This window comes from Paenibacillus sp. B1-35 (assembly GCF_050474385.1).
GTDB lineage: Bacteria > Bacillota > Bacilli > Paenibacillales > Paenibacillaceae > Paenibacillus_B > Paenibacillus_B alvei.
This window is the reverse complement of the sequence record NZ_JBCHVJ010000001.1, coordinates 677,495-696,728: the sequence shown is the minus strand read 5'-3', so window position 1 is coordinate 696,728 and position 19,234 is coordinate 677,495. Positions and strand designations below refer to the sequence as shown.

Below are 19,234 nucleotides of genomic sequence, written 5' to 3'. Positions count from 1 at the left end.
ATAATTTTTGTATTACCCCCGAATATCTCTTCACTACCGATGTAATTAGTGCAAATCCTATCATAAATGAGTAAACAGCAAAAACATGCAAAAGCAAAAAACATCTCCCCAATTAAATGAGGAGATGTTCATACATTCATATATAATTAGTGAGTAATGGATGATTTCGGATATAACGTTGTTCCCCAAATCGAAACATTAATATCGCTTGCTAACGGAACGTTATATTCATCAACAACTGTTCTCCACCATTCCCAAGCAAGACCTGTGCATTCTCTCGCAAAAATTCTTATGTTCTTGGCATTAGGAGGAAGTGGGATTTCTGTTGAGAAATGAGCAGTTCTATCGCGCCAATTTCCATCCCAACTTTTACGAGTCACGATTTCTTGTCCATCTGCATCATATGAAAACTCATCCCAATATACTTCAAACTGAGCTACATATGCACCACTATGATCAAGCTTAATTTTACCCTTCGAATATTCCGTCGTTTTCGTCTCGATATACTCGGTATTGTTGTGAACTGCAGCAATGGAATTGTCTTTCAAGAAGACACTTGTATATGAAATCGGGTAAGCTGGGTTCTTGCTGCTGAATTGTGCATTGTCCTTGATTACACTTTGGATAACATTGAAGTCTTTCGTAACGACTTGGTTATGGGTTTGTGCGTCACCGCCTAGAACAACGGCAGTAAACGAGCTGTTTTCATAAATATCTTTGTACTGTCCGCTAGCTTGTATGCTAGGATTATTGAGCAACAATTTAAATGCCGTTTGTACGTCATTGCTCTTAGAAGTTGTTTCTAATTTTACGTAAATGGTTCTGCCGTAAGCCACGTTAGATACCATCAGCGGCGGTGCTTCATTGCTTACCCCTTTGCGAGCTAACTCAGCAAATGTCACACTGTCATCGAACAAGTCTGATGGATTGTTGGGCAGTCCTGCACTTACGGTATAAAAGATTTGCTTGTAAGCAGCAACCATTACTTTTTTCTCACCGTTTGCAACCGCGTTAAAGTCGATTCCGAGCGTACCGTTCAGCACTTTAGCGTTCACATTCAGGGCGCTGGAAATTTGATTTTGGCTGTAAACCATGGATTCAGCGTATTGCAATCTTGCAGGCAGTGTATGCGTGCCGGAATACTTCTCGCCCCAAGTCGATACGAGCTGATCAATGGCACTAGAGACAGTGCCGTAATTTGGATTTTGAACAGAAATTGTATTCTCGTTCTTCAAACCAGGCAGATCGATGCTAATATCTAATGGTTTTCTCGCAGCCATAACCAGACTAGGCTGATTATCCGCAAAATCCTTATTTGCAAGCTGTATTGCGCCTGGATAAGTGCGATTCGTGATTGAATCAACGATGGAAATATCTACGGGTGACGTTGTAAGTGATTTTTTGTCCCGTTCAACCACGATAAATTTGCCATTGGATTGAATGCCTTCTTTGGGAACAAAACTACTGATTTGATCCCCTTGTACAGCCAAAACCTCATTGCGATTATAGTTCAGGCCTGCGATCCCCATATCAATATCATTGGGTTCGGTTGGTGCAGCGGAGGAAATACTCGCAAAAGCGAACACTTGTAAGCTTACTAACAAACTTACGAGTACTTTCCTTCCTTTCAAATGGTTTGATTTTTTCTTCATACAGTGATCCCCTTTTTATGTGAATTTGTAGTACTAATGTACTACATTAATTTTTTTATCGGTAATTTGGTATGGATTTTTTATATTTATAAATAGAAAGAATACGAAATTTCATAACTTTTATGACAGGAATAAAATTTTTTTGAGTCTATTTCGAGTATTTAGCATAATACATCCCAAATATGGGTTTTTTATTAAATACGATAGTGTATATATAACACATAACTGTAATATTTAACCTTTAAGAAAGAATCAAATAAAAAACTCCCCTAACAGCTCATTAGGAGAGTGTGTTTGAACCTAGATTAGCCAATCTATTCCACGCATGAGAATGCACCCTATTTCAAACCATAATTATGTGGTAACTCTAATATGTGTTTAAGCAAATTGACTTAGCTTACGGAGGTGAAAAAACTTGAACTGTAATGTTGGTAAAACGGAACAAGCGATTCGAATTTCGGTTGGAGCTGCAATCATCTTTGCAGGACTTTATTACAGAAGATGGTGGGGATTAATTGGATTGGTTCCAATCATTACAGGCACAACCCGCTATTGTCCGGCGAATGCGCTTCTTGGCATAAAAAATTGCAAAGGCAAATAAATGCACCCTTTCGCTTTTATATTTTCCGTAATTCAATGACAAATGGTTGAAGTTTCTAATAATGAGTCTAAAACCTGATGATAGGTTTTGGACTCCGCTTCACCCAATCCCTGCAGTCATCTGTTGTTCGCCAATTCCATTTTCCGAGAGTTCCCATTCATAAATGGAACCAGCCAATGTTCATAATCCTGGATGATTCGGGGGATAGGCCTTGAGATAGGAAATAAACGCGCGGGATGCATATGAAAGATATTTATCCCGAGGATAAATGAGAGCCAACTCCCAAGCAATTTCCGGTTGAGAGACGGTAACGGCATGAATGGCAAGATGGTGCAAACGGTTCGCCATCGACCGAGGAATCAATGATATTCCAAGTTGCGAAGCTACCATCTCGCAACAGAAATCCCATAGAGAGGTCAAATGAGCGACCTTGGGTTCGAACCCAGCCTGCAAGCATGCTTGCTCTACTACGTCATGAAGGGCAAATTCCTTGGTGAACAGTATGAACGGCTCATTCTGCAATTCAGTCAAGCTGACGGATTTTCTCCCGGCCAGCCAGTGATGACTGCTCACGATGACTACCAGTTCTTCCGTTAACAAGGAAACCGTTCGATACAAACGTGTGTTCACCGGCAGCACCGTAACCCCAAAATCGATATTTCCTTGCTCCATCTGTATCATTACTTGTTTCGCGCTGTATTCTACCATTTGAATCTCAATTTTTGGATATCTCTTCTTGAATCCGGCAATGATTTTTGGGAAAAGCAATGCGCTGATTGTAGGCATGATCCCCATTGTCACTTTTCCTCTTTGCACGTGAACCAGTTCATTTACAGAAGAAGATAGATCCTCTAGCATCTGTAAAATTTTCAAAGCCTTCTCGTTAACCAGCCTTCCTGTATCGGTGAGTACAATCTCCCTGTCGGAACGGTCAAGCAAAGTAACACCCAACTCATCCTCGAGACTTTTGATCATCTTACTGATAGATGGCTGAGAAACAAACAAAACCTGCGAAGCTTTTGTAAAATTTTTATGCTTGGCTACTTCTGCAAAATAATGAAGCTGTTTAATATCCATCTGATCCGGATCTTCCTCCTTCCCCTACAGGCAAAGTGGTATCCAAACCATTCATCCCTTGGCTCAAGATCATGATATGCTTGACACGCCAAAAACAGCACCTCGCGCCGCTAAACGCTTGGTGCTGTTCGAAAATGTCGATGGTTTAAACCGGATATACCGGATGCTTGCGCTCTGAGAAGACGACAGCCTTTGATGAATAAGCATCGAAACGCTTGACTAACTCGGTACGCAGCGAATTGGCAGGAATAATTCCGTCAATAATCATTTCCGAGGCTAGCCGGTAAATATCAATGTCCTGCTTATATTCTTCACGCTTTTGTTCGATAAAGGCAGCTCGCTCGTTTTCAGGAAGCCCCGCAATTTTATTGGCATATACGGCATTAACTGCGGCCTCTGGCCCCATCACCGCAATTTGGGCCGTAGGCAATGCAAGACAACAATCCGGTTCAAATGCTGGACCAGCCATCGCATAAAGGCCTGCTCCGTACGCTTTGCGAACGATTACCGAAATTTTAGGCACGGTTGCTTCGGACATAGCTGATATCATTTTCGCCCCATGGCGGATAATTCCTGCTCGCTCCACCTTCGTGCCGATCATAAAACCGGGGACGTCGGCAAGAAATAGAAGCGGGATATGAAATGCATCGCAAAGGGTAATAAATCTGGCTGCCTTATCCGCTGAATCGAGGAACAGCACGCCTCCCTTCACCCGCGGCTGATTGGCAATAATCCCGACTGGTTTTCCGTTCATTCGGGCCAATCCTGTAATGAGCTCTCCGGCAAACAGCTTCTTTATCTCAAAGAATGATCTCTCGTCGATAATCCGATCAATCAGGTCATACATATTGAACGGGGCATTCTGATTGGTCGGGATGAGCTCTTCCAATGATTTCTCAAAGAATGGTGGTGCCACTGGTTCTGCGACCGGCGGTTGTTCAGAAAAATGGGAGGGAAAATAAGAAAGATATCGCCGCGCCATCAAAATGGCTTCTTCTTCGGTTTTTGCCAGTACATCCCCGCACCCTGAAATCGAGCAGTGCATATGAGCTCCGCCCATCTCTTCTAGCGTAACCTTTTCTCCAATCACCATCTCCGCCATTCGCGGGGATCCGAGATACATCGATGCATTTCCATCTACCATAATCACGATATCGCAAAATGCCGGAATGTAGGCTCCGCCCGCAGCCGAAGGGCCGAACAGCAGGCAGATTTGAGGGATTTTGCCCGACAATTTGACTTGATTGTAAAAAATACGGCCAGCTCCGCGCCTGCCGGGAAACATCTCGACCTGATCTGTAATGCGGGCACCGGCTGAATCCACGAGATAAATCAACGGAACTCTCATTTTCTCCGCCGTCTCTTGGATTCGAATGATCTTCTCTACCGTACGCGATCCCCAAGAACCGGCTTTTACGGTAGAATCATTGGCCATTACACACACGGTTCTCCCGTTCATCTTTCCAATCGCCGTAACGACGCCATCCGCCGGAAGATCTTCTGCAGCGCAGTTAGCGAACAATGCATCCTCCAGCTCGAAACCCGGATCAAACAATAGCTTCAACCGGTCGCGCACAAATCGCTTTCCTTTATCTGCATTCTTTTGATGATAAGACGGATCCCCTCCTTTGAGAATTCGTGAAACACGTTCCTGCAGCTCCTCCGGATTGAATTCGATGGACATCCCCTATTCCTCCTTATCTGCGACATGCTTGTTACTCGCCCTTAAATATGGGAGGACGTTTCTCTTTGAACGCCTGCAGTCCTTCCAAGCGATCCTTTGTCGGAATCGTCGCTTCATATGCATGCTGCTCAATCGCCAGCCCGGTGTTCAGCCCCACTTCCAATCCCTTATCGATGGCAAATTTGGCCTGGGTCACAGCGATTGGAGCATTTCGAACAATACGGCCCGCCATTTCTAAGGCCTTATCGAGCAGGAATTCAGGCGGAGTCACAGCCTCTACCAGCCCGATGTTTCTTGCTTCTTCGGCATCGATTTTTCTTGCCGTGAAAATGAGTTCCTTCGCGCGCCCCTTCCCGATCAGCCTCGGCAGCCGTTGCGTTCCTCCAGCGCCGGGAATAATCCCGAGCGAAGTCTCCGCAAGGGCGAATGTGGCGGTTGTAGAGGCAATCCGAATGTCACAGGCCAACGCCACTTCCATTCCCCCGCCAACAGCGGCTCCGTTCATAGCGGCAATGACAGGCTGGGGCAAGGCTTCTACCTCATTGATGGTCTCGCGAATCAAAGAAACTGTTTTGCGTACCTGGTTCATGTCCATGCCTGCGCGTTCTTTTAAATCGGCCCCTGCGCAAAATGCTTTCTCGCCAGCGCCCGTGATTACGATACAGCGAACAGTCCGATCCAATTTACATGCCGCTGCCGCATCACGCAATTGTTCGAGCATCTTGATTGATAACGAATTGGCGGCTTCCGGCCGGTTCAACGTGATGAGCACAATTCCATTTCCCCTGTTAGAAACTAATACGGCTTTTTCCATGATCGCTCCTCCTTCCCTGAACCAAATCATGCACCTGCTTATTCGTTCGAGCTGTCGACCTGTAGATTCCGGCTCGGCAACGTTCTTCCGATCTTCTCCTGAATGAAGCGCGCCGCGGAGAGCAGCTTTTCCTGATTTACCCCCGTCTGAATCCCCATCGCATCCAGCATGAAAAGCAAATCATCCGAAGCGACATTGCCGGAGGCTCCAGGGGCATACGGGCACCCTCCCAGTCCTCCGACAGAGGCATCGAATGTTGTGATCCCCATGTCCATGGACACCAGAATATTAGCCAGTGCCGTTCCACGTGTATCGTGAAAGTGCAGAGCCAGTTTCTTGGCATCAAAACGCTTTAGAAGCATATCCAATACGTCTTGTACCTGCTTTGGATTTGCAATGCCGATTGTATCCCCTAGAGATAACTCGCTTATCCCCATTTCGAACAACGTATCCGATACTCGGATGACCTCGTCGATAGAAACAGGACCTTCATAAGGACAGCCAAAGACCGTTGATACATAACCGCGGACTGACTTACCTGCGGAAAGAGCAGCTTGCACAACTTCTCGCAGAATGGGAAAAGTAACGTTTATTGACTTGTTTATATTCCTTTGATTATGGGTCTCGCTGGCAGACATAAAGACGGCCGCTTCATCCACGTTGGCTTCAAGTGCTCGCTCTAGGCCCTGCCGATTCGGAACGAGCGCCGAATACGTAATGCCAGGCATACGCTTAATTCCTTTTGCAACTTCAGCGGCATCTGCCAGCGCTGGAATCCACTTCGGATTCACAAATGAAGTGATTTCTAAGGATTTCATTCCGGTACCGGACAATTGGTTGATCCAAGCGATTTTATCTTCTGTTGCAACGAACACCTTCTCATTTTGCAATCCGTCCCTTGGACCCACCTCTTTGATCGTCACACTCGCCGGCCAGTTCATCTCCCCCAACCCCCAGCATCCGTTTAATCCAACTCGATCAACAGCTCTCCCTCATCAACAAAGTCGCCTTCGCTCACGTTGACCTTGTTTACCGTCCCTCCGGTGCCAGATGTAATGGAAATCTCCATTTTCATCGATTCCAACACGACCACATTTTGTCCTGCCTCGACTTGATCCCCAGGCTTGACAAGAATCTTATATACATTCCCCGCCATAACCGCCACGATTTTGCTCATCTGAATAACCTCCTTTTTTACGAATAGCCTTTCGGTAACTCGCCGAGGCCTTATCCAATCAAGTCATGTCTGCTTCAGTACATATTTCGCAACAAAGCCTGTTGTTGTATTGCCTGAACGAAATGCCGGATGCGCGAGGACTTCTTGCAGCATTGGGATGTTTGTCTTGATGCCTTCAACCTGATACTCGGCCAGCGCCTGTTGAAGCCGATCAATCGCTTCATTGCGATCCTTCCCTTTGACGATCAGCTTTGCAATCATCGGATCATAGAAGGGCGTGACCACAGAACCATCGTGTACAGCCAGCTCATGGCGGATTCCTTCTCCTTCAGGTGTAGAAAACTTTGTAATTACTCCTGGAGATGGGAAGAACGTCTTCGGATCTTCCGCATAAATCCGAACTTCAATCGCATGGCCTTCGCGTTTCACATCAGATTGACCAAAGTTCAAAGAATGTCCTGCCGCAATTCGCAGTTGCTCTGCAACCAAGTCCAAGCCGGTAATCTCTTCTGTAATCGTATGCTCCACCTGCAGACGAGTATTCATTTCAAGGAAATAGAAATTTCTGTGCTCGTCGACTAAAAATTCGATCGTTCCGGCATTCCGGTATCCAATCGATTTAGCCGCCCTAACCGCCGCTTCTCCCATTTTTTCTCGCATGAGTTCATCCAAAAAGGCAGAAGGAGCTTCCTCTACGACTTTTTGATGACGCCGTTGAATGGAACATTCCCGCTCCCATAAGTAGACGGTATTCCCCTGGGCGTCAGCCAAAATCTGAATTTCGATATGCCGAGGATTTTCCACGACTTTCTCTAGATACATGGCCCCATCTCCGAAGAAATTAGCAGCACGCTTCTGGTTCCCCTCAAATGCTTGCTTCATCTCCGATTCGTTATTTACGATTTGCATGCCGATGCCGCCACCGCCGGCCGAGGCTTTCAGCATAACCGGATAGCCGATACGGCTGGCTGCCTGTGCCGCTTCTTCCGCATCCGCTAACGGGCAGGAAATGCCGGGGACAACAGGCACGCCTGCCTGTTCCATGCTGTTTCGGGCTTCAATTTTACTGCCCATACGGGCAATGACATCTGCTGATGGACCGATAAATACGATACCGGCTTCCTCGCAACGGCGTGCAAATTCCGCATTTTCCGAAAGAAGTCCGTAGCCGGGGTGTATCGCATCCGCTTTTGAAAGAAGGGCGATTTCTAAAATTTTGTCAATTTTTAAATAGCTGTCTGTTACTTTGGGATTTCCGACTTCGTAGGCCTCATCCGCCATTTTGACGTGAGGGGCTTCTTTATCCACTTTCGAGTAGATGCTGACGGTGGCAATGCCCAGCGTTTTGCAAGTGCGGATCACTCGAGCTGCAATTTCGCCTCGGTTGGCGATTAGAATCTTTTTGAACATAGTCACGATCCCCTTTAACAACCGATCTGGCGTGCAATGACCATTCGTTGCACTTCCGAAGTTCCTTCCCCGATCTCAAGCAGCTTGGCGTCCCGGAAGAACCGCTCAACCTGGTATTCTTTCATATATCCATAACCGCCATGGATCTGAACGGCTTGATCGCACGCCTTCATGCATATTTCCGAAGCAAATAATTTGGCCATTGCCGCTTCCTTCTTGAACTTCCTGCCTTTATCCTTAAGCCATGCCGCTTTATACACCATAGTGCGTGCCAGTTCAATATTCATGGCCATGTCGGCCAGCTTGAATTGGATGGCTTGAAAGGAGGATAAGCTTTGTCCAAACTGTTTTCTTTCTTTAGCATATTGGAGTGATTTTTCGTAAGCCCCTTGGGCAATTCCAACCGCCATCGCTCCGATACCAATTCGGCCTCCGTCAAGCGTAGCTAAAAATTGCTTGTATCCATGTCCTTCTTTCCCTAGAAGATTTTCTTTGGGAACGGTTACATCTTGTAAAATTAATTCCGTTGTATTTGAAGCGTGCAGCCCCATTTTTTCGTAATTGTTAATGACCGTAAATCCTGGCGCATCTGTAGACACGATAAACGCACTGATTCCATCCGTCCCTTTGGTGCGATCGGTGACGGCCGTGAGCGACAGGTTTTTGGCAAAGCTTGCGTTGGTAATGAAGCATTTGGAACCGGAAATGATCCACTGGCTCCCATTCAACTTCGCTGTCGTTTGGGTTCCGCCTGCGTCGGAGCCTGCATTCGGTTCCGTCAGTCCAAACGCGCCCATGTATTCCCCTGTACAAAGAGGAGTTAAGTATTTTTTCTTTTGCTCGTGCGTTCCGAATAAATGGATTGGTGCTCCGCCTAATGAAATATGAGCGGAATAGGTAATACCCGTAGATGCGCAGACCCGGCTTAATTCTTCTACAGCGATAGCAAAGCTAATGGTATCCGCTCCCCCGCCGCCATACTGTTCGGGAAAAGGAAGACCCATGACGCCTACCTTCGTTAATTTATCGAAGACATCCTTCGGAAATTGCTTCGTACGATCCCGTTCATCCGCGCCCGGTGCAACCTCACCCTCCGAAAAATCGCGCATCATTTTTTTGATCAAGGCCTGTTCTTCGGTTAAATCAAAATGCATGATTTCATCGCTCCTTTTTAATAAAGTCCAATGTCCGTGCCGTAACTTTCAATCTTTTGCTTGACTCTCTTCAAGAAGCGGCCGCACACAAGACCGTCCAAAACCCGGTGATCCAAGGAAAGACAAATGTTCATCATATCGCGAACGGCAATCATGTTATTGATGACGATCGGTCGTTTGACGATGGCTTCCATACTTAAAATGGCTACCTGCGGTGGATTGATGATCGGGGCTGAAAGCACGGAGCCGAAGGAGCCTGTGTTATTCACGGTAAACGTTCCGCCAGTTAGATCCGCCTGCGTTAACTTGCCTTCTCTCGTTTTCGTGATCAATTCGTCTATCGCTTTGGCTAGACCGAAAATGCTTTTCTGGTCGGCGTCCTTAATGACCGGAACGAATAAGGCATTCTCGGTGGCCACGGCAATCGAGATATGAACCGCTTTTTTGGCGATGATGTGATTGTCTGTCCACTGCGAATTTAAAATAGGGAATTCCTTCAGAGCTTCCGCTACTGACTTAATAAAGAATGGCAAATAAGTGAGATGGAGTCCTTCTGTTTTCTTAAACTCGTCTTTGATCCGGCTCCGATAACTAACCAGATTCGTGACATCGCATTCTACCATAAGCCATGCGTGCGGGATTTCCTGCTTGCTTTGTACCATTCGTTTGGCTATCGTCTTGCGGACGCCGGTAACCGGGATCATCTCGTCGGTTTGATGAATGGTAGCATGTAAGACAGAACATGCATCAATGGATTCGGACGGCAGTGAAATAGCGGGAATTGATGGTGCCGCTTGTGATGACGACTGAGATGGAGATTCTTTTTGCGAAACTGGGGAGTCTTTGGGTTGTTTCTTTCCTTGTACGATTTGCATGATGTCTCTCCGGGTGATGCGTCCCGCAATGCCTGATCCTTCTATACGGGAAAGATCGAGGTTGTTGTCTTGCGCCAGTTTGAGCACGGCTGGCGAATAGCGCTGCTGCCTGGCTGATTGTACGGTAGTATCAACGGTTTTTTCATATGGGTCGGCGGCAGTTGGCTTGGATTCACCCGGTATGACCGCTTGTTTTTCCTCCTCAATACAGCAGAGCAAAGTTCCTACTGCTACCGTTTCGTCTTCTTGAACGACAATTTCGGTTATCGTGCCGCTAAAAGTAGAAGGAACCTCCGCAGTCACTTTATCTGTCAGCACTTCGCATACAGGATCGTATTTATTGACTTTATCCCCAACGTTGACGAGCCACTTGGAAATGGTTCCTTCCGTTACACTTTCACCTAACTGGGGCATAACGATTTTCTCAGCCATATTCTCCTCCCGTCGGATCACAATTCAGCCAATTCTTTCATGGCCTGATATACTTTATCCGGGTTGAGCATGAAGAACTTTTCCATTGGCAAGCTGTAAGGCATAGCGGGGACGTCCGGAGCGCAAAGGCGTTTGATCGGAGCATCCAGTTCATAGAGGCATTCCTCTGCGATGATCGCCGCGACTTCAGCACCAACGCCGCCTTCCTTGTTGTCTTCATGAATAATGAGCACTTTTCCGGTTTTGCGAGCAGCCTCTACAATAGCTTCCTTGTCCAGAGGATATAGGGTGCGCAGATCCAGAATGTGAGCGCTGTATCCATCTTTGGATAGCTGCTCTGCCGCTTTTAGCGCAAAATGCAAGGTTAGACCGTAAGAAATAACGGTGATGTCTTCCCCTTGCTGCTTAATATCCGCCTTCCCGATCGGCACCGTGTAATCCGAGGCCGGCACTTCTCCTTTGATCGAACGATAACATCGCTTATGCTCGAAGAAAATAACAGGATCTTCATCGCGGATGGCCGCCTTAAGCAAGCCTTTGGCATCATACGGAGTGGAGGGCGTGACCACTTTTAAGCCAGGAATGCAGCAAAACATCGCTTCTACGCTTTGTGAATGATAGAGGGCTCCGCGAACCCCTCCGCCATAAGGGGCACGAATAACCAAGGGACAGTTCCAATCTCCGTTGGAGCGGTATCTCATTTTGGCTGCTTCATTCACAATTTGGTTGACGGCAGGCATGATATATTCGGCAAACTGAATTTCTGCAACTGGCCTCATTCCATGAGCAGCCGCTCCAATCGATACGCCTGCAATGGCCGCTTCCGATAGCGGCGTGTCGATAACCCGCTGTTCCCCGAATTCCTCATGGAATCCCTGTGTAACCCGAAATACGCCCCCACGCACTCCGACGTCTTCTCCTAATACAAATACCCTGCTATCTTGCTGCATTTCCTCTCGAAGAGCTTGGGACACTGCTTCAAGATAAGAAATTACGGCCATTTCTCCTCACTCCCCTTATTTTGCATAAACGTGCTTAAGGGCATCTTCCGGAGCTGAATCCGGGGCATACTCCGCATATTCCGTAGCCTCATCGACTTCCATGAGTATTCGATCATGGATCTCCCTGTCTGTATGTTCATCCAACAGTCCCGAATGTTTCAGATAATTGCTGAAGGATACGAGCGGATCCTGCTTCCTGGCCTCTTCCACTTCTTCGCGGGAACGGTAGGATCGATCATCGTCATCGCTTGAATGCGGGACTAAACGATAGAGCACCGCCTCGATAAGCGTAGGCCCTTCTCCTCTTCTTGCCCGATCGACCGCTTCTTTCGTGACCTTGTATACTTCTAATGGATCATTTCCATCCACACTGATGCCAGGAAACCCATAGCCCTTTGCCCGATCCGCGATGCTTTCGCAAGCCGCCTGCTTGGAAAACGGAACCGATATGGCGTACTTGTTGTTCTCGCACAAGAAAATGACAGGCAGCTTGTGCACCCCCGCAAAGTTCGCCGCTTCATGAAATTCCCCTTGGTTGCTGCCGCCGTCCCCAAAGGCTGTTAATGCGACTAGCTTTTTTTCTTGCATTTTTCCAGATAAAGCGATTCCAACTGCGTGCGGAATTTGGCTCGACACGACACTAGAGCCCGAGAGAATATTCCGGCTTTTGCTCCCGTAATGACCCGGCATTTGGCGTCCGCCGCTCGTTGGATCTCCTGCCTTTGCGAAAGCGGAAAGCATTAATTCCTGTGCTGTCAGGCCGAAAGCAATAACCATACCCATGTCCCGATAATAGGGACACAGAAAATCTTTCATTTGATCCAACGCGTATGTGGCCCCTATCTGTGCTGCTTCATGACCTTGGCAAGAAACGAGAAAAGGGATCTTTCCCGCACGATTCAGCAGCCACATCCGTTCATCTACTTTCCGCGCCAAGACCATATGCTGATACATTTCAAGAACCTGCTGATCTGACAACCCCAGTGCTTGGTGCCGGTTCTGGACTTGACCATTTCCGATGTTATTCATATCGTATCCCTCCGACAATTGTGCCGCTGCATACTGCGGTTTCCTTTATGTTACATACTGCCATTCCAATCGTGAAATACAAATAGTGCATAGTAACGATGCAAAAAAAATATAGTCATTTGAAATGCTTCAGATCTTAATCATTGCAAAAGAATCATATTCAAACGGTTACAGTAACGGGGGATGTTCAACAGGAACCCTGTGAAAATAAAAACACAGCGCCTTTGTCGGCGCTGTGTATTTTTAGTCTGATACGATGAGGTGCGACCATAATAGATAGCATTTTATAAGGAATGGAGCAGCAAAGGGGTCACTGGAGAGCTTTCATTGTAACCTTAGCAGCCTCTGCAATCAGTTCGTTATGATAGGCAGCATCTTTCTTATCGCGGCTGGATAGAACTGCAATGATAATAGGCGCTCGATTTGGTGGCCATACGATGGCGATATCGTTTCGTGTTCCGTAGCCTCCTGCTCCTGATTTATCGGCAACTTCCCAATCTATTGGAACGCCAGCGCGAATAAGCTTGTCTCCGGTAGCATTTCCGCGCATCCAATTCATTAGGAGATTTTGTTTATCGGCCGGGAGCGCATTTCCGACTGTGAAAGCCTTCAGATCATCAGCAAGCGCTTGAGGTGTGCTTGTATCGCGAATGTCTCCAGGAGTAGCCTCGTTTAATTCTGTTTCATAACGATCCGCGTGAGTAACCTGATCACCAATTTGTCTTAGCGCTTTTTCGATTCCTTTTGGTCCATCTAGTTCTTTAAGAAAAAGGTTGACTGCCGTATTATCACTGAAACGAACGGCAGCCTCTGCAAGTTCCCCAAGTGTCATTCCCGTATCCACATGCTTCTCCGTGATCGGTGAATATTCAACAAGATCATCTTTTGTATACGTAATAACTTTGTCAAGCTGCTCAATTTCGTTTTTCTGTAGTAGAACTCCTGCTGCCAAAGCCTTGAAAGTAGACGTATAAGCAAACCGTTCATTTGAACGATAAGTGATTGTCTGGTTCGTGCCTGTATCGATCGCATAAACGCCCAGTCGAGCATCATACTTTTTCTCAAGTTGAACGAATTGCTGATGAGCTTGATTGGCAGGCTTGGGTATTTGGTCGTTTTTTTCTTTTGCTTCTGCCTGTAAGGATACCCCAGTAAACAAGTTGACATTTGTAAGAGACAAAGATAATATTCCGACGAAAAGCGCTATTTTTCGTATTCTGGTATGTTTCAAAAAGATCCCTACCTTCCCTAGTTTGTTTCCATTCATTTGTTTTCACCACATTGATCGTGTTGATTATAAGATGTGTAGTTATTACCAGCTTAACAAGCGTTCCCTAGAATTACAATTCTATCTGCCTAGATATGGATTGTAAACGAGTTTATGGATGACATGAGGCTGAAAATATCCTTATTTTTAAAATAGAAAAAAGTGCCTATATGAGCTCTAGGCACTTTCTATTTATAATATTTAAATTTATCGCCTCTATATAGAGACGGATTAGAACTTGGTTGTAGGTTCCTTCACTTTATCGAAGACGATGATACCGTCGAACTGTTCTTTTGGAACGAATCGCATTGACATCGGCTCAATAATCTCCGACGTCATACCATCCTCCGCTGCATAAATCGGCTTGAACATCCATGAGTTGCTCTGCTTCGGGGACTTATGCTTGGAAAGATCGGCATATGCAATTTTATACCCGCTTCGCATCATCAACTCTTCCAGACTTCCCTTCGGCATTGGCTTAATATCGAAGAGCTTCTGCGTCGTAATGGTGCTTGCCTTGCCGCTTTTCATATAGAGCCCAATGACATAAGCTTTATCCTTCAGCTTCTTATGGAGCAGTTCGCCCATGCTGGTGAAGCTGCCGATCCATTTTCCTTGCTCTTTGGTCTGAATCTTAGATGTATTCTTCGCTAAATGATCGTTATGTGCCCATAATATCACTTTTTTGCCGGGATACATCACCTTCATTAGCCATTCGACGTTGTCAGCCATAATTCGGTCGCGGAATTCATAGCTTTCCTTCGTATTGCACATCCCCATCTCGATGAACTTTACTCGATCTCCGAGCGTCTTGATCGCAATATCCACCATATTCGGGTTGGCTGGATAAGCCGCTGCGAGCTCCTTCTTGTGCTCTTGGATGAATTGGATCAAAGCGTTATATTTTGGCTCGTACGTTTCCTTGACCTTCTTAACGGCTGCCTTTGCCTCTGGATGGCCATCTTCCATGCCATATTCATTAAGTACCTTATACAAATCCGTCATGGCTTGCATCTCGAAGTTGAAATACTGCTGGCCTTGCTCCTTGTCCACCTTGGAAATCCAGCCGGCAATAAACTGTGTAAGATAACCTGAGGTGAATTGCATGTCATAACCTGCGAGATGGAGCGGGTTTTTGGTTCCCTGCGACTTCTTTATGTATTCGAACAGATTCAGCGTTTCCTTGGAATGCCAAATTGGAAAAATAGAACGCTGCATCATCTCTTTCGGGGTCAAGTTGCGGGCATTCTCGCTCGTCATGAAAGCATCCCCAAGTCCGGATTCAAATGCGATCACGTCAAACCCCATCTCTTCGTGTAAATACTTGATCAATCTTGTCTTCATGCTGCTGTATTCTGCAACACGGTGGAAATTCTCACCGAGACTGACGACCGTCTTGTCCTTCAAGATCGGCTTCAGAAACTCTAAATCTTTATAATTCGATGACGTGGTCGATGTAATCTCCCTTATATTTCCCTTCACTCCGTCATTCTTTTGCGCTGCCGCTGAGGCATTAAACGGGGATAGAATGAGCGTAAACGCCATACCTAGAGCTATTAATCCTTTTAATCGTTGTACTGCTTGCATGATGAAAATACTCCTCCTTAGAAATCCATTCTCGTTACTCTTTTATTTGCAAAGTCATCGTAACAGGAATTTCTAAGGAAAGTATAAAGTTGGAGTTGCTTCATTCATTATCAAATAATGTCCTTGCAACCCGACGACTTAGCAGTTCAGTAGCCCTTGTTTCTTTTGCCATCCTCCATTTCCATTCATCTTATACTCGATATCAGAAGCGTTTTTCACTTACATGATACGAACCTAGGCAAATGAAATTAGATTAGCATATATTGCTTGACAAAGGGGGGAATAACCATGAATTCTAATAACAGGAAAATCGCTAAAACACGCAAAGGTATTGCAATTATTTCACAGCGAAGACCGCCGTTTTGTTTAGACTGTTCACAGTATGCCCAGACTGCAATCAATGGCGCGATAAAGGATTTACGAGCAGCAAAGCGATTTCTTTCCCTTGGGAGATTTGAACGGGCTGAAACTGCTCTAGCTAATAGCCTCCCAGACATTGCCAAGGCAATTCGTAATATTAATCGTATAGAACGCCATTAAAAAAGAGACGGTTTGCCTACATTATGGTGAATCGTCTCTTTTTTAGAAGGAAGATATTTACACACCTCTATTAAGAATAATCCTCCCATTAGTATATACCCTCCTTGGGGCGTCTTTCCACGCCCTTAAGGTCATTACTTGCGGCACGTTCCCGAGCTGTCTGTAACGACATGTGTAAAGGCCATCCTTTGCCAGATGGCCTTTCTTTTTAGAACATGATCGTACTCTCTATGAGTAATTTACTGAGTACTGGTAAAGCTATTTGAAAATGAAGGTAAGGAGAATCCTTATGACTGAAAAACCGATTATTGTTTACTTTAAATCACCGGAACAAGCGAAGAAAGCTTTGGATCAAATGAAGAGCGAATTTGAAGTAATCGAGTCCGAAATTGATCGTTTTGACGGGTACCCTGGAAGTGGGTATGACCCCAATAACCCTATTACTGGAGATATTCCAAGTTTGGGTTCGATTACACTCAACGGCAACTTTGGACGCGATTCCGGTATTTTAGCTGCCACAAGTACAAGTGCAAGCGGTATGAGTTCTGGTGGGACGATGGTATCTGGCTTTGATATCATACTCACTGCAATTGTTGACAAAAATAATGGCGATAGGGCTATGCAGATTGCAAAGGAATGCGATTGTTTGAATCTGGAATCGAACATAAAAGTTCAGGAGGGGTAGGGACTGACCTCCGTGATTGCACGGAATGAATTAATGCTAATGATTATCCCTTCCGCAGCTTAACGAGGCCACCCGATTGTTCCCGCGGCAGCCTCGTAATGTTTTAAATAGAGCTATCGTCTCCTTTTTTTCAAGATAAAATTATCACGTGCCTATTCCAAATACCGTTCCTTCAGCACACGCAAATGATGCAGCTCATGCCCTGCGATCGTATAAGCAAGCGCACGAGCGGATATCGTCATGTTGTTCGTGGTGCCTGTGCGAAGCGCAGCTTCATCGGTAAGACTACGCAGCAGCGTCAACGTCGCATGGCGGACGGCTTGATAGTCCTCCAGCAGCTCGGACATTGGCATTGAATCGAATGCGGAGCCGTTCATGAACTGATTCTCATCGAATCCCGGCAGAGGAGTCTGATCCCCTCTTGCAATGCGCAACAACCGGTATGCCATGACGCGTTCCGTGTCAGCGATATGACCGAGCACTTCCTTAATAGACCATTTGCCTGGCGCATAGCGATACTCCCCCTGCTCCTTCGAGAGGTTCGAGATGAGTTTCGTCGTTTGCTCTAGCTGCTTACCTAGCATCTCCCGCAGATCCCCTGCCGGCACCTGGCCAATGTAATTTGCAAATGCTTCCCCATACTCTGTCGCAAGTGGCTGTGTTACCATGTTCCCTCCGCTCCTTTTCCAAAAATCATTTATTACGAACTTTATCTAGCTCCCTTTTTACATTTTATCATTACAAAATTCATAGCAGGCTTATTTTCCATCACTTTATTCGGCTCATCAATCTCTGAAAACTCGATTAGTCCATACTTCCCAAATTCTCGTTTTACTGAATTCGAATCATAGAAGAACATTTTGACGCCATCCATAATCTCAAATCGATCTTGACTCAGTTCTCTGCCCTTGCCATACATGGGAGCCTTTTTTGTAACAGCAGTAAATATCATGTATCCATTGGGATTTAACTGATTATAGCAATTTTGAATTAATTTTTTCCGCTCACAACTGTTCAGTAAATGAATCAGAGCATAACAGAATATGCCGTCATATCGTTTGTTATCAAATGGCATATTCGTCACTGAACCATGATAAATATTAGCAGTAACCCCGTTATTCCTAGCTAGATCAATCGCAGTTTTTGATATCTCAATACCTGTTACTTGAATTCCGTTGTCTGAAAAAATCTTTGCATTTCTCCCATAACCAAAACCAGGTATCAATATGTCCTTAACTTTCTTTTCAAGGAAAAAATTCTTTGCCAAAATAGCGGAGTTAGAAGGTTCTAATCCCCACATCATTTGTTTCTCTATAAAGCTTGCTTCCCAAAATTCTGTCATATTTATCTCCTCTGTATTTTATTTATGCGAAATGATTAATATATATTACAGACATTCAATATCTGTAATTACAACATGGAAATCCACATTAGGACTAAGTGCAGCCAATTTACCGTTATGTTTTTGCTTTAGCCATTACTTTTGAGCGTATAAAGCTATTAAAAAGATATTATAGATCTTATTTGTCCATTATTGTACAGATGCTAATGATTCTAGTCAATCTCACTATCTTTGAAGGAGACGATTTGAATGAGGAATCTTCCAGTAGAAATGTATAACTACCACACATGGGCGAATCAAACGATCCTAAATAGAATCAATGAACTTCCGTCTTCTGTACTAAGTCAAGAAGTGAATAGCTCCTTTCCCACCATCGCCCATGCCCTTAGTCATATTTATACGGTTGATAAGATGTGGTACATGATTTTAACAGGTACGGATATGAGGGAGGCGCTGCCAGCATGCATACCGCTAAATGAGAAAATCCTGAATTCTGTGGAGGAATACGCTGAAATCTATGCCAAGTTATCGGAACAATATAGAGAAACCTTCCGAAGCCAAGCTGATTTGGAACAAACGATATTGCTAGACAATCCATTTGCTGGAATTCGCCAAATACGCTTATCAGAAATTGTACTGCATGTGGTCAACCACGGAACCTATCATAGGGGCAACTTGTCAACAATGCTGCGTCAGTTGGATCACGCATCGGCCATGCACGACTATGCTCTTTTCTGGTACCAGAAACCAGCGGAATCCGTATAATCGCTGTCTCTGCAGGATGCGGTAAATCGAAGAGAAACCAACGGGCCGACGCGAAATGCGTTAGCCCGAACAGTCTGCTCAAAAATGTTCCCATACATCAAATAAGATGTCTAACTCAGTTATCCCTTAGCGTATTAGCGAA

The 19,234-nt window shown here is 45.5% G+C and carries 19 protein-coding genes; 4 read left to right on the top strand and 15 right to left on the bottom strand.

The window, feature by feature from the left end; genetic code table 11:
- Positions 1-146 precede the first annotated feature (146 nt).
- Positions 147-1,652, bottom strand: coding sequence for a cholesterol-dependent cytolysin alveolysin (alv, locus tag ACQ5BJ_RS03085; protein WP_289355643.1), 1,506 nt, complete (start codon positions 1,650-1,652; stop codon positions 147-149).
- A gap of 415 nt (positions 1,653-2,067) precedes the next feature.
- Between alv and ACQ5BJ_RS03080 the strand changes: the two genes are divergently transcribed.
- Positions 2,068-2,253, top strand: coding sequence for a YgaP family membrane protein (locus ACQ5BJ_RS03080; protein WP_289355644.1), 186 nt, complete (start codon positions 2,068-2,070; stop codon positions 2,251-2,253).
- A 180-nt stretch (positions 2,254-2,433) separates the two neighbouring features.
- Here ACQ5BJ_RS03080 and ACQ5BJ_RS03075 read toward each other — a convergent pair whose 3' ends face one another.
- The 12 genes from ACQ5BJ_RS03075 to ACQ5BJ_RS03020 all read right to left on the bottom strand — a co-directional run bounded on the left by ACQ5BJ_RS03075 (position 2,434) and on the right by ACQ5BJ_RS03020 (position 15,760).
- The gene (locus tag ACQ5BJ_RS03075; RefSeq protein WP_430108453.1) at positions 2,434-3,330 is read right to left on the bottom strand and encodes a LysR family transcriptional regulator; all 897 of its coding nucleotides are present in this window, start codon (positions 3,328-3,330) and stop codon (positions 2,434-2,436) included.
- A gap of 145 nt (positions 3,331-3,475) precedes the next feature.
- The gene (locus ACQ5BJ_RS03070; protein WP_430108451.1) at positions 3,476-5,014 is read right to left on the bottom strand and encodes an acyl-CoA carboxylase subunit beta; all 1,539 of its coding nucleotides are present in this window, start codon (positions 5,012-5,014) and stop codon (positions 3,476-3,478) included.
- 31 nt (positions 5,015-5,045) lie between these two features.
- A complete protein-coding gene (locus ACQ5BJ_RS03065) occupies positions 5,046-5,828 on the bottom strand; it encodes an enoyl-CoA hydratase (protein ID WP_268622978.1) in 783 nt (260 codons plus the stop codon).
- A gap of 38 nt (positions 5,829-5,866) precedes the next feature.
- A complete protein-coding gene (locus tag ACQ5BJ_RS03060; RefSeq protein WP_268622979.1) occupies positions 5,867-6,769 on the bottom strand; it encodes a hydroxymethylglutaryl-CoA lyase in 903 nt (300 codons plus the stop codon).
- A gap of 23 nt (positions 6,770-6,792) precedes the next feature.
- Positions 6,793-7,005, bottom strand: a complete 213-nt coding sequence (locus ACQ5BJ_RS03055) for an acetyl-CoA carboxylase biotin carboxyl carrier protein subunit (RefSeq protein WP_005550125.1) — start codon at positions 7,003-7,005, stop codon at positions 6,793-6,795.
- A 63-nt stretch (positions 7,006-7,068) separates the two neighbouring features.
- Positions 7,069-8,415, bottom strand: coding sequence for an acetyl-CoA carboxylase biotin carboxylase subunit (locus ACQ5BJ_RS03050; RefSeq protein WP_430108448.1), 1,347 nt, complete (start codon positions 8,413-8,415; stop codon positions 7,069-7,071).
- Positions 8,416-8,429: 14 nt separating this feature from the next.
- A complete protein-coding gene (locus ACQ5BJ_RS03045) occupies positions 8,430-9,569 on the bottom strand; it encodes an acyl-CoA dehydrogenase (RefSeq protein WP_005550123.1) in 1,140 nt (379 codons plus the stop codon).
- A gap of 17 nt (positions 9,570-9,586) precedes the next feature.
- Complete coding sequence (locus tag ACQ5BJ_RS03040; protein ID WP_268622981.1) at positions 9,587-10,876, bottom strand: dihydrolipoamide acetyltransferase family protein; 1,290 nt, start codon at positions 10,874-10,876, stop codon at positions 9,587-9,589.
- 17 nt (positions 10,877-10,893) lie between these two features.
- Positions 10,894-11,877 (bottom strand): alpha-ketoacid dehydrogenase subunit beta, encoded by a 984-nt coding sequence (locus ACQ5BJ_RS03035; protein ID WP_268622982.1) that lies wholly within the window; start codon positions 11,875-11,877, stop codon positions 10,894-10,896.
- A 15-nt stretch (positions 11,878-11,892) separates the two neighbouring features.
- Positions 11,893-12,906, bottom strand: a complete 1,014-nt coding sequence (locus ACQ5BJ_RS03030) for a thiamine pyrophosphate-dependent dehydrogenase E1 component subunit alpha (protein ID WP_268622983.1) — start codon at positions 12,904-12,906, stop codon at positions 11,893-11,895.
- Between the two features lie 310 nt (positions 12,907-13,216).
- Complete coding sequence (gene bla, locus ACQ5BJ_RS03025) at positions 13,217-14,173, bottom strand: class A beta-lactamase (protein ID WP_289355651.1); 957 nt, start codon at positions 14,171-14,173, stop codon at positions 13,217-13,219.
- A 231-nt stretch (positions 14,174-14,404) separates the two neighbouring features.
- Complete coding sequence (locus ACQ5BJ_RS03020) at positions 14,405-15,760, bottom strand: erythromycin esterase family protein (protein WP_430108443.1); 1,356 nt, start codon at positions 15,758-15,760, stop codon at positions 14,405-14,407.
- A 288-nt stretch (positions 15,761-16,048) separates the two neighbouring features.
- Between ACQ5BJ_RS03020 and ACQ5BJ_RS03015 the strand changes: the two genes are divergently transcribed.
- Both ACQ5BJ_RS03015 and ACQ5BJ_RS03010 read left to right on the top strand, forming a co-directional pair.
- Complete coding sequence (locus ACQ5BJ_RS03015) at positions 16,049-16,300, top strand: hypothetical protein (RefSeq protein WP_430108440.1); 252 nt, start codon at positions 16,049-16,051, stop codon at positions 16,298-16,300.
- Positions 16,301-16,589: 289 nt separating this feature from the next.
- Entirely contained in the window at positions 16,590-16,985 is a 396-nt protein-coding gene (locus ACQ5BJ_RS03010) for a hypothetical protein (RefSeq protein WP_268620203.1), read from the top strand.
- A gap of 152 nt (positions 16,986-17,137) precedes the next feature.
- Here ACQ5BJ_RS03010 and ACQ5BJ_RS03005 read toward each other — a convergent pair whose 3' ends face one another.
- Positions 17,138-17,653, bottom strand: coding sequence for a DinB family protein (locus ACQ5BJ_RS03005; protein ID WP_268620204.1), 516 nt, complete (start codon positions 17,651-17,653; stop codon positions 17,138-17,140).
- A 41-nt stretch (positions 17,654-17,694) separates the two neighbouring features.
- Complete coding sequence (locus ACQ5BJ_RS03000; RefSeq protein WP_268620205.1) at positions 17,695-18,327, bottom strand: class I SAM-dependent methyltransferase; 633 nt, start codon at positions 18,325-18,327, stop codon at positions 17,695-17,697.
- 249 nt (positions 18,328-18,576) lie between these two features.
- On the opposite strand from ACQ5BJ_RS03000, the gene ACQ5BJ_RS02995 reads away from it, so the two are divergent.
- The gene (locus ACQ5BJ_RS02995; RefSeq protein WP_430108436.1) at positions 18,577-19,092 is read left to right on the top strand and encodes a DinB family protein; all 516 of its coding nucleotides are present in this window, start codon (positions 18,577-18,579) and stop codon (positions 19,090-19,092) included.
- The last annotated feature ends 142 nt before the right edge of the window (positions 19,093-19,234 follow it).